The sequence below is a fragment of the Streptomyces sp. NPDC048696 genome, from assembly GCF_043198895.1.
GTDB lineage: Bacteria > Actinomycetota > Actinomycetes > Streptomycetales > Streptomycetaceae > Streptomyces.
This window is the reverse complement of the sequence record NZ_JBICVJ010000013.1, coordinates 217959-228376: the sequence shown is the minus strand read 5'-3', so window position 1 is coordinate 228376 and position 10418 is coordinate 217959. Positions and strand designations below refer to the sequence as shown.

Here is a 10418-nt window from a genome sequence, read left to right as displayed (position 1 = left end):
GGGCCCCTGCCGTGCGGGGGGCCGGGGCCCCGCCCCCCCCCCCCCCGCCGGGCGCCCCCCCCCCCCCGCCGGGGGGGGGGGCCCCCCCCCCCGGGGGGGGGGGGCCCCCCCCGCGACCAGCCACGCACGGTCCGCAGACGAAACCATCGGCGCCGAGCGCCAAACGGTCCGCGGACGAATCCGTCAGCGCCGAGCGACACCCTCCGCCCGCGCGGCAGCGGCAACAGCCGCCGTCACGGCAGGAGCGACCCGCTCGTCGAACGGGGACGGGATGACGTAGTCGGCGGCCAGGGCCTCACCGACAACGTCGGCCAGCGCGTTCGCCGCCGCGATCTTCATGCCCTCCGTGATCCGGGAGGCCCGGACCTGGAGCGCGCCCGCGAAGATGCCCGGGAAGGCCAGCACGTTGTTGATCTGGTTCGGGTAGTCCGAGCGGCCCGTGGCGACCACCGACGCGTACTTGTGCGCGATGTCGGGGTGCACCTCGGGGTTCGGGTTGGCCATGGCGAACACGAACGCGCCGGGCGCCATCGACGCCACCGCGGGCTCCGGGACCGTACCGCCGGAGACGCCGATGAAGACGTCCGCGCCGGCCAGGGCGGTCTCCAGGGAGCCGGTCAGGCCCGCCTTGTTGGTGATCTCCGCGAGCTCGCGCTTGACGTCGGTCAGGTCCTGGCGGTCCCGGCTGACGATGCCCTTGCGGTCGGCGACCGCCACGTCGCCCAGGCCCGCTTCGAGCAGGAACTTGGCGATGGCCACACCGGCCGCGCCCGCGCCCGAGATGACCGCCCGCAGATCGCCCAGGGTGCGCCCGGTCAGCTTCGCCGCGTTGCGCAGCGCCGCCAGGGTCACCACCGCGGTGCCGTGCTGGTCGTCGTGGAAGACCGGAATGTCCAGGGCCTCCTGGAGCCGCCGCTCGATCTCGAAGCAGCGCGGCGCCGAGATGTCCTCCAGGTTCACCCCACCGAAGGACGGCGCGAGCCGGACGACCGTCTCGATGATCTCGTCCGTGTCGGTGGTCGCGAGCGCGATGGGCACCGCGTCGACCCCGCCGAACTGCTTGAAGAGGATCGCTTTGCCCTCCATGACCGGAAGCGACGCCTCCGGGCCGATGTCACCGAGCCCGAGCACCGCCGTACCGTCCGTGACGACGGCGACGACCTGGGACTTCCAGGTGTAGTCGTGGACCAGCTCCGGGTTCTCGGCGATGGCGCTGCACACCTTCGCGACACCCGGCGTGTACGCCAGGGACAGGTCGTCCTTGTCCCGGATCGGGACGGTGGCCTGGACGGCCATCTTTCCGCCCCGGTGCAGCGCGAAGGCCGGATCGAAGGGGTCCTCCGCGGAGGCTCCTTCGGTACTGCTCCCGCTGCGAGGATTGATGATCTCCGCTGCCATTGTGTTGACCCCTTAAGTCTTCATCAGTTGAGGGTGGCCACTCCTTGTTGAGGAGGGGTGGGTGGGCACCACATACGTGCCCTGCGCTGAACGGATGGCCCGTCCCGGCAGGGGGAGGTACGTACGCGCGGGCGCGCCGCACACGCGCCCTGAGCCCCGGATGAGGGGTGTAAGGATCCTTCTTACCCGACGGAGGGGTGCGTCGAGTAGTCCATTTCGACTGCGGAACACCCCGGTGACATGACTCATAGCGCCATGTCGGGACAAGTGCGCTATGCGACAGGAAACATGTCCACAACGCGAGATGAACCGGAGATCTTCCGGTGCGCGAAGACATACCCGGGACAAGGTCCGGCCTTGATCCACCGGCCCGTTGGGGTGAGGGGGTGACCCGTTATCCGATTTTGACATGCGCGGCCCACTGAATCCGCTGGTCCGAATGGCAAGATGCCGACACAACACGGTCGTGTCGCCCAAAGAAGAGCGTCCCGGCCGCCTGTTCACTCACTGGCCACTCCATCACCCGCCGGAGGAACCCGACCATGACCGCAAGCACCACCCGTCGTACGACCGCCGCCTCGTCCCGGATTGCCGCGGTCGGCGCGATCGCGGTCGCCGGCGCCCTGCTGCTGACCGGCTGCGGAGACCAGACGAAGAGCAAGGACAACGGCGGCTCGTCCTCCGCGAGCTCTTCCGGCAAGGGCCCGCTCTTCTCCAAGCTCCCCAAGGAGATCCAGGACAAGGGCGTCATCAAGGTCGGTTCGGACATCGCGTACGCACCGGTCGAGTTCAAGGACAAGGACGGCAAGACGGCCGGTATCGACCCGGACCTCGCCGACGCCCTGGGCAAGCAGCTCGGTGTGAAGTTCCAGTTCGAGAACGGCACCTTCGACACCCTGGTCACGGGTCTGCGTGCCAAGCGCTACGACATGGCCATGTCGGCCATGACGGACACCAAGGACCGCCAGAACGGCGTGGACTCGGCGACCAAGAAGAAGGTCGGCGAGGGCGCCGACTTCGTGGACTACTTCACCGCCGGTGTCTCGATCTACACCGCGAAGGGCAAGGACCAGGGCATCAAGACCTGGGACGACCTGTGCGGCAAGAAGATCGTGGTGCAGCGCGGCACGGTCTCCGAGGACCTGGCCAAGAAGCAGTCCGAGAAGTGCGGCGACAAGGGCAAGATCTCGATCGAGGCCTTCGACACCGACCAGCAGGCCCAGACCCGGCTGCGCTCGGGCGGTGCCGACGCCGGTTCCTCCGACTTCCCGGTGGCCGCGTACGCGGTGAAGACCTCGGGCGGCGGCAACGACTTCCAGATCGTCGGCGAGCAGGTCGAGGCCGCCCCGTACGGCATCGCGGTCTCCAAGGACAACACCCAGCTGCGCGACGCGCTCAAGGAAGCGCTCGACGCGATCATCAAGAGCGGCGACTACGACAAGGTCATCGCGAAGTGGGGCGTCGAGGCCGGCGCCATCAAGGAAGCCAAGATCAACGGCGGCGTCTGAACCTCCCCGCGCCAGGCACGCCGCGCCCCCGTCCCCGGGGCGCGGCGCCTGTAAAGGCTTCTGAAAGGCAACACCCGTGACTGTTGACGTCAACAAAACGGAGCCGGCGGACGACACCCCGCCGCCCGCCGCTCCGGAGAGCATCAAGGCGATCCCCGTCCGGCACTACGGACGCTATGTCTCCGCGGTCATCGCCATCGCCCTGCTCGTCGCGATCGTCTACGCGTTCGCCCAGGGCAAGATCAACTGGGGCGCGATCCCCGACTACTTCTTCGACAGCCGGATCATCGACGGCGTCAAGCAGACGCTGCTGCTGACCGTCCTGTCGATGGCCATCGGCATCGTCGGCGGCATCCTGCTCGCCGTGATGCGCCTGTCGAAGAACCCGGTGACCGCGTCCATCTCGTGGTTCTACATCTGGTTCTTCCGGGGCACCCCGGTCCTGGTGCAGCTGATGGTCTGGTTCAACCTGGGCCTGGTCTTCGAGTACATCAACCTCGGGCCGATCTACAAGGACTACTGGTCCTCGTTCATGACGCCGCTGCTCACCGCGCTGCTCGGGCTCGGGCTCAACGAGGCCGCGTACATGGCGGAGATCTGCCGGGCCGGTCTGCTCGCGGTCGACGAGGGCCAGACCGAGGCGGCCCACGCGCTGGGCATGAGCCACGCCAAGACGCTGCGCCGGATCGTGATCCCGCAGGCGATGCGCGTGATCGTGCCGCCGACGGGCAACGAGGTCATCAACATGCTGAAGACCACCTCGCTGGTCTCGGCGGTCCAGTTCTACGAGCTGCTGCGGCAGGCCCAGGACATCGGCCAGACGTCCGGCGCCTCGGTCGAGATGCTGTTCCTGGCGGCCACCTGGTACCTGATCCTCACCACGATCTTCTCGATCGGCCAGTACTACCTGGAGCGCTACTACGCCCGTGGCGCCAGCCGGGCGCTCCCGCCCACCCCGTTCCAGCGGCTCAAGGCCAATCTGGCCCTGCTCCGCCGCACCCCCAAGGCGGTGACCCGATGACCGCCATGGTGAAGTCCGAAGGCGTGCACAAGTCCTTCGGCGCGACCGAGGTCCTCAAGGGCATCGACCTGGAGGTGGCCGAGGGCGAGGTGTTCTGCCTGATCGGCCCGTCCGGCTCCGGCAAGTCGACCTTCCTGCGGTGCATCAACCACCTGGAGAAGATCAACGCCGGTCGGCTCTACGTCGACGGCGAGCTGGTCGGCTACCGGCAGAAGGGCGACAAGCTCTACGAGCTCAAGGACAGCGAGGTCGCGCTCAAGCGCCGCGACATCGGCATGGTCTTCCAGCGCTTCAACCTGTTCCCGCACATGACGGCCGTGGAGAACGTCATGGAGGCGCCGGTCCAGGTCAAGGGCGAGACCAAGGCCGTCGCCCGCGAGCGCGCCCAGAAGCTGCTCGACCGGGTGGGCCTGGCCGACAAGGCGGGCAACTACCCCTCGCAGCTCTCCGGCGGCCAGCAGCAGCGCGTGGCGATCGCCCGCGCGCTGGCCATGCAGCCCAAGCTGATGCTCTTCGACGAGCCGACGTCCGCGCTCGACCCCGAGCTGGTCGGCGACGTCCTGGACGTCATGCGGGGCCTGGCCGAGGACGGCATGACCATGATCGTGGTCACCCATGAGATGGGCTTCGCGCGCGAGGTCGGCGACTCGCTGGTGTTCATGGACGGCGGTGTGGTGGTCGAGTCCGGCCACCCGCGCGACGTCCTGACCAACCCGCAGCACGACCGTACGAAGTCGTTCCTGTCGAAGGTCCTGTAACCACCGGCGGGATCACGAAAAGGGGCGGTACGGGCTCCCGGCCCGTGCCGCCCCTTTCGCCGTTGGCCGACTTCGTACCCGAAGGACACTTCCGCGTAATACCCTCGAAGCACGCCCAGCGGTTACGTATGCCGCCCGCCGCCGAAAAGGAATTCACGTGGAACTGGCCTATTACTCGGACTACGCCGTGCGCCTGGTCAACACCGAGGAGCCGGCCCGTAACAAGGACTCCCTGACGTCGGTCGAGGTGGTCCGCGAGCTGTTCGCCTCCGAGTCGACCACGGCCCGCCGCGCCACGGAAGCCGACGTGCCCCGGCTGCGGGCGGTACGGGCCCGGCTGCGGGCGGTGTTCGAGGCGGCGGACGCGGGCGAGGAGGTGCAGGCGGTGGACCTGCTCAACTCGCTGCTCCTGGAGTTCCCGGTGAGCCCGCAGGTCTCCGGGCACGACCACCGCGACGACGACGGCCGCCCGCTGTGGCACATGCACCTCGCGGACCACACCTCGAACGCGACGGCGGGCTACGCGGCGCTCGCGTCCATGGGCCTCGCGTTCCATCTGACCGAGTACGGCGTGGACCGGCTCGGCCTGTGCCAGGCGGCGCCGTGCCGCAACGCCTATCTCGACACCTCCACCAACCGCTCCCGGCGCTACTGCTCGGACCGCTGCGCCACCCGGGCGAACGTGGCCGCCTACCGGGCCCGCAAGCGCCTGGAGACCGACCGGTCGGCGAACACCGGCCGCACCGCCGTGGCCAGCCAGGACAGCAGCAGCCCGAGCGAGCGCTGACGCCCCCGGGTGATCGGCCGGTAGCGGGCCCGCACCCGCCCGAGGACGAGCTCGCCGGGGACGGTCCCGAACGCCCGGCTGTCGACGACCTCGTCGTCCGGGTTGTCGCCGAGCACCCACCAGCCGCCCTCGCGCAGCTCGATGAGCCGTTTGACGATCAGCAGGTCCTGCTGGAGCGGATGCCGCAGCACCGCGATGTCCCCCGCCCTCAGCTCAATGCCGTAGTGCACCAGCAGCTGATCGCCGTGGAGCAGCGTCGGCACCATGGAGGTCCCCGTCACCTCCGCGATCCCCAACGGCACCTTCGGCTCCCGCCCCTGATCCGTCATCCGCCACCCACCTCCCGGTTCCCGGTCCACACCCACGGTACGTTCCGCCACGAGTCCCATGGTGACCCTGGACTTTTGTCCTAAGCCCCCGGGGGCACTCGCGAAAACAGGTCACTCACCGAGTAATGTCCCACCTGAGAAGACGATCACGAGGAAGGACAGCTCAATGCTTTCCCGCCTGTTTGCCCCCAAGGTGAAGGTCAGCGCCCACTGCGACCTTCCCTGCGGCGTGTACGACCCGGCCCAGGCCCGTATCGAGGCCGAGTCGGTCAAGGCCGTGCAGGAGAAGTTCCAGGCCAACGAGGACGCGCACTTCCGCGCGCGCGCCACGATCATCAAGGAGCAGCGCGCGGAGCTCGCCAAGCACCACGTCTCGGTGCTCTGGAGCGACTACTTCAAGCCCCCGCACTTCGAGAAGTACCCCCAGCTCCACCAGCTGGTCAACGACACCCTGAAGGCCCTGTCGGCCGCCAAGGCGTCGACGGACCCGAAGACCGGCGAGAAGGCGCTCGAACTGATCGCCGAGATCGACCGCATCTTCTGGGAGACGAAGAAGGCCTGATCTTTGGTCAGGCCGCCTGACCTGCGGTTTCGCGGGTCAAGTCGGCCACCTGTCCGCACCCGGTCCGCAGGCCGCCGAGAACGGCGTCCATGACGGTCCGGGTGCGGTCTTTTTTGCTCCCGGGCAGAGGTGCGCGCCGGCGGAGGTAGCCCCAGAACTCCACCCCAGGCGCTGCGGTGCCCGGTCACGGCAGGTCGTGGAGCACGAGCACCTCGGCGAAGGGCCTGCCGGTTCGCCGCGCGTACGTCATCCGCTCGCGGACCTCGTGCAGGGAGCGGGGGCGGTAACCGGGGCCGCCACAGCAGCTCTTGTGGAAGCGCACCCCCGCGTGCAGCAGCACCGCGAGCGTGCGCCAGGCGGCGGCGTCCCGCCGTCGCGGCGCGGCGAAGGCCGAACCGACATGAACCATCGGCTCCGCACATCGCGGACAGATCCGCTGCCGGTCGCGGTCATAGGGCTGCTTGTACGAAGCCCGGCAGGGCAGGCAGACGTACGAAGTCTTCGCATAAGCCATGCAGGCAGAGTAGACACCACACAGTGGCGTGATCGACCCGATGAAGGGACATGGCTCACACCGGAGAGGGGAGAGTCCCACGCGGCCAATGCCCGAGCCAGAACGCGGCGGTGGACGGTTCGGACTGGCCTTCGGTGGAGCCGTCATGCGGGGTGAGTTCGGTGGGAGCGATGTAGCCCTCGCCGGGCTCCAGGCGTAGGCGGAAGCACAGGACCAGGTGGCCCCCGGTGACGTACTGCCGCAGGTCATCGGTGTGCGGGTAGCGGCGTTCGAAGTCCTGGTGGACGGCTCGGCACATGGCACGGATGTCGAGGTCGGCCAGAAGGAGGTAGCGGGTTCCGGGGCCGAGGTTGAGGCACAGCCGTCGGCGGCCGGTGTGCTTGGCCGCGTACGAGAGCCGGTCCCAGTTGTCGACGTGGAGGCCGATGCGGCGGCCGTACTCGTGGTTTCCGGTCGTAGTGAGGGCATCGGCAGGCGCGCGGGCCTGACCGAGGTGGAGGGCGGCCGGGTCGCCCAGTGGTTCAGCGAGGGCGGCGAGCGGGCCGGTGGGTTGCGGCACCTGGACGAGTTCCACCAGCGTGCTGTCGCGGGCCTGGGCTGCGGCGGCGGTCAGGTCCCGCGCGGTCTCGTCGGAGATGGCCGTCCAAGGACCGGCGGGGACGACCGCGCCCTCCTCATACGGGGAGTCTCCGCGCATCGTGCGCAGGGTGGTGACCTCGCAGCGCTTGCGCAGGGCGGCAGGGTCGATGGCCGCGATGGCCAGGGTCATGCGGGGTTCCTCCGGATCATCGGAGTTCGTCGAGGTCTTCGCCGTACGTGACGTCGAGTTCGGTGAGGAGCGCCTGGGCGAGTTCGAACTGCTGGGCGCGGTCGATGAGGACCTTGGAGAGCCTGGCGACGCCGAGGAGGCTGGAGAGGTCGTTGCCGCGCAGGTCCAGGCCCTTGTAGCGGCCCTTGGCGAATTCGGTCAGGCGCAGGGTGCAGCCGTCGAAGACAGCGTCGGTGAGGTCGCATTCGGTGAAGGACGCCTCGGTGAGGACGCACTGGGAGAACACGACGGGGCCGGTGGCACGGAGGCCGGAGAAGGCCGTGTAGTCGAGCTTGCAGTTCTCGAAGAGGACGTCATCGAGGGTCAGGGCGTCCAGGGCGCCGCCCATGATCTTGCAGTTACGGAAGGCGACCCGGGAGAGTTTGCTCTTGCGCCACTGGGCCGAGCCAAAGTCGCAGCCACTGAACTCGATCGAATTCAGCTGGAGTTGGTCCAAGCTGGCGCGTCCGGTGCGCAAGTCGGTGACCCGGCCCCGCAGGAGCTGGGTGTCCGCGAGGTCGAGCATGCGCAGGTCGGCGTCGGCGTACTGGAAGTCCTGCACGGCGCCCCGGCCACCGTCGAGAGACTGGACGTTGGACAGGTGCAGGCCGGGCTCGTCCAGACCGGGCAGGGTCAGCGTCACTCGGCCGAAGGTGCGGCTGTCCACAGTGGTGCTCCATCTCTCCGGCGGCCGGGAGCGGCCTGCCGGGCTATTTCTTTTTGTTCCAGTTGTCCCAGGTCGGACGGTTGTCGAACGCTGGGGTGGCGTTGGACCAGGTGGGCCGGTTGTCGAACTTCCCCACCAGGACGGTGGGTGGTGCCATCACTATCAGGGCACGGAGGCCGTCGGCCGCGTTGAGCACGAGGTCAGTCGCGGTGGTTTCGGACATGGCGGGTGACTCCTTCGAGTAGGGCGATCTTGGCGGTGGTGCAGTAGGCAGTGCGGGTGCCGTCGAAGCGGCCGTGGTGTTCGAAGTAGCGGTTGGCCGGGTGGCCGCCGCCGCAGAAGGCGAAGGCCGGGCAGGTGGCGCGGCAGGTATCCACCCCGCGCCAGAACTCGGCCAGCCACGGAGTGCGGTCGGTGGCCTCGGCCAGCAGCTGGTCGAGTTCGTGGTGCAGGACGTTGCCGGTGGTGAAGTCGCCGAAGCGGTCGTCGGTGAACCCCGCCAGTTCGGGGGACAGGAGTACGACTCCGCCGTCGTACGCGATCGTCGGGAGCGGGTCCCACGGCTCGGCAGCCGGGCCCGGTACCGGTTCACCACCGAGGACCGCGCTGGCGAAGTCGAGTACACGCGAGACCTCACGGAGCTGGATGACGGGGTTGGCTTCCCAGGCTGCGGTGAGGGCCGCCCAGAACTCGGCGGCCCTCACCGAGTCCAGCGTCTTCTCGGCCGTGTTCGCGCCCTCCTGTTCCTCGACGTTGACGCCGAGGGAGTGGCAGCCGAGGTCGGCGAAGAAGTCGTAGAGGGCAAAGGCTCGGGCGGGGTCGGGTTCGGCGACGACGGCGATGGCGGAGAACGGGATGCCGTGGGAGCAGAGGCGCTGGATGCCCCGCATGATCACCCGATGGGCCGGGTGGCCGGCGCGGGTGACGCGGTGGCTGTTCATGTCCACCGGGCCGTCGATGCTCACCCCCACGCCGACGTCGTGCTCCAAGAGGAACTCGCACCAGGCGTCGTCCAGGAGCGCGGCGTTGGTCTGGAGGGTGTGCTTCACCCCGGCGAACGGGGCCATCAGCTTGCCCAAGTGGTCGCGCCCGGCGGAGAGTGGCTCCCCGCCGTGCCAGACCACCTCGAACAGCGGGTCTCGTACCGCCCAGCCGTTGACCGTGCTCGCCACAGCCTGGGCCACCGCCTGCGTCATGAGGTGCTGCTGCCTGCGGAACGGTAGGTAGCAGTAGGTGCAGTCCAGCGGCTGGCACAGCGTCGTCGGCTGCACGATCACCGCTCGGGGTACGGCCGCGAGGCGCGTGGCGAGCTGAATGTACGTCGTCGTCATGGCTGTTCCTCTCGCATCAGGTCGTGGTCTGCGGTACTGACCGGGGTGGGGCTGGGCACGGGCGAACAGGTCCGCTGCATGGGGAGACAGGAGGGCCGCGGATGGGGTCAGCCACAGGCCGAGTACAGCCGCGAAGAACCCCACCCGCGGGCGCCTGATCGGCCCTCGCGCGGCGGCATGACGCCTGCCGCTCACAGGCCGACGACCACTGCCAGCAGGCGCGAACCAGGGGCGTACGGCCGTGGTGTGAGCGTCCGGAGTCGGCGCCGTAACAGCGCGGCGCGTGCCGGGGATGGCGGCGCGGGCACCTCGAAGGCAGCCCATACCTTCTTGCCCCTGCCGGTCGGCTCCCAGTGATGTTCGGCAGCCAGGGCCGCGACCAGGGCGAGCCCGCGCCCGCTCTCGTCGTCGGCGGCGGCATCGACGCGGCGTGGGGGTTCGGGGTTGCTGTCATGGACGACGAGCAGGAGCCGCCCTCCGTCCTGGTCGTAGTAAAGGCCGACCATGGCCAGGCCCTCGCTGTGCACAACGGCGTTGGTGATCAGTTCCGAGGCGACCAGCTTGAGCGCCTCGCGCTTCTCCGCGTTCAGCGGTACGCCCCAGCCGCGGACCTGCGTCAGGACGCGATCACGGGCGAAGGCGACAGCGGAGGGATCTCCAGGAACGGCGATGCGAGCTCGGCGCGTGGGCATAAGGACTGCTCCTCAGCTGGGGGCGGACGGCAGCTCCTCCTCC

At 69.0% G+C, this 10418-nt stretch carries 13 protein-coding genes; 5 read left to right on the top strand and 8 right to left on the bottom strand.

Going from position 1 to position 10418, the window contains the following annotated elements; genetic code table 11:
• Positions 1-183 precede the first annotated feature (183 nt).
• On the bottom strand, positions 184-1398 hold the full coding sequence (locus tag ACGFRG_RS26930) for an NADP-dependent malic enzyme (RefSeq protein WP_361433368.1): 1215 nt from the start codon (positions 1396-1398) through the stop codon (positions 184-186).
• Positions 1399-1940: 542 nt separating this feature from the next.
• On the opposite strand from ACGFRG_RS26930, the gene ACGFRG_RS26925 reads away from it, so the two are divergent.
• The 4 genes from ACGFRG_RS26925 (at position 1941) to ACGFRG_RS26910 (ending at position 5472) form a co-directional block, all read left to right on the top strand.
• Positions 1941-2906 carry an ABC transporter substrate-binding protein gene (locus ACGFRG_RS26925; RefSeq protein WP_361433366.1) on the top strand — a complete coding sequence of 322 codons (966 nt, stop codon included), beginning with the start codon at positions 1941-1943 and terminating at the stop codon, positions 2904-2906.
• Positions 2907-2982: 76 nt separating this feature from the next.
• Entirely contained in the window at positions 2983-3927 is a 945-nt protein-coding gene (locus ACGFRG_RS26920; protein WP_361433363.1) for an amino acid ABC transporter permease, read from the top strand.
• Complete coding sequence (locus ACGFRG_RS26915; RefSeq protein ID WP_361433360.1) at positions 3924-4685, top strand: amino acid ABC transporter ATP-binding protein; 762 nt, start codon at positions 3924-3926, stop codon at positions 4683-4685. Before ACGFRG_RS26920 ends, ACGFRG_RS26915 begins: the two co-directional genes overlap by 4 nt.
• 157 nt (positions 4686-4842) lie before the next feature.
• Entirely contained in the window at positions 4843-5472 is a 630-nt protein-coding gene (locus tag ACGFRG_RS26910) for a CGNR zinc finger domain-containing protein (protein WP_361433358.1), read from the top strand.
• Here ACGFRG_RS26910 and sodX read toward each other — a convergent pair.
• Positions 5376-5801 (bottom strand): nickel-type superoxide dismutase maturation protease, encoded by a 426-nt coding sequence (gene sodX / locus ACGFRG_RS26905; protein ID WP_361433355.1) that lies wholly within the window; start codon positions 5799-5801, stop codon positions 5376-5378. The genes ACGFRG_RS26910 and sodX overlap by 97 nt on opposite strands.
• Before the next feature lie 166 nt (positions 5802-5967).
• Here sodX and sodN point away from each other — a divergent pair, with 166 nt between their 5' ends.
• Positions 5968-6363 (top strand): superoxide dismutase, Ni, encoded by a 396-nt coding sequence (gene sodN / locus ACGFRG_RS26900; RefSeq protein WP_188278399.1) that lies wholly within the window; start codon positions 5968-5970, stop codon positions 6361-6363.
• Positions 6364-6547: 184 nt separating this feature from the next.
• Here the strand turns inward: sodN and ACGFRG_RS26895 are convergent, their stop codons facing one another.
• The 6 genes from ACGFRG_RS26895 to ACGFRG_RS26870 all read right to left on the bottom strand — a co-directional run bounded on the left by ACGFRG_RS26895 (position 6548) and on the right by ACGFRG_RS26870 (position 10375).
• Positions 6548-6877 (bottom strand): deoxyxylulose-5-phosphate synthase, encoded by a 330-nt coding sequence (locus ACGFRG_RS26895; RefSeq protein ID WP_393267969.1) that lies wholly within the window; start codon positions 6875-6877, stop codon positions 6548-6550.
• A gap of 55 nt (positions 6878-6932) precedes the next feature.
• Positions 6933-7646 carry a hypothetical protein gene (locus tag ACGFRG_RS26890; RefSeq protein WP_393267966.1) on the bottom strand — a complete coding sequence of 238 codons (714 nt, stop codon included), beginning with the start codon at positions 7644-7646 and terminating at the stop codon, positions 6933-6935.
• A 16-nt stretch (positions 7647-7662) separates the two neighbouring features.
• Entirely contained in the window at positions 7663-8352 is a 690-nt protein-coding gene (locus ACGFRG_RS26885) for a pentapeptide repeat-containing protein (protein WP_393267963.1), read from the bottom strand.
• Between the two features lie 43 nt (positions 8353-8395).
• A complete protein-coding gene (amcA, locus tag ACGFRG_RS26880) occupies positions 8396-8575 on the bottom strand; it encodes a multiple cyclophane-containing RiPP AmcA (RefSeq protein WP_393267960.1) in 180 nt (59 codons plus the stop codon).
• A complete protein-coding gene (gene amcB / locus ACGFRG_RS26875) occupies positions 8553-9683 on the bottom strand; it encodes a cyclophane-forming radical SAM peptide maturase AmcB (protein WP_393267957.1) in 1131 nt (376 codons plus the stop codon). The genes amcA and amcB overlap by 23 nt, the downstream gene beginning before the upstream one ends.
• A 191-nt stretch (positions 9684-9874) precedes the next feature.
• Complete coding sequence (locus ACGFRG_RS26870) at positions 9875-10375, bottom strand: ATP-binding protein (RefSeq protein ID WP_393267954.1); 501 nt, start codon at positions 10373-10375, stop codon at positions 9875-9877.
• Positions 10376-10418: the final 43 nt, after the last annotated feature.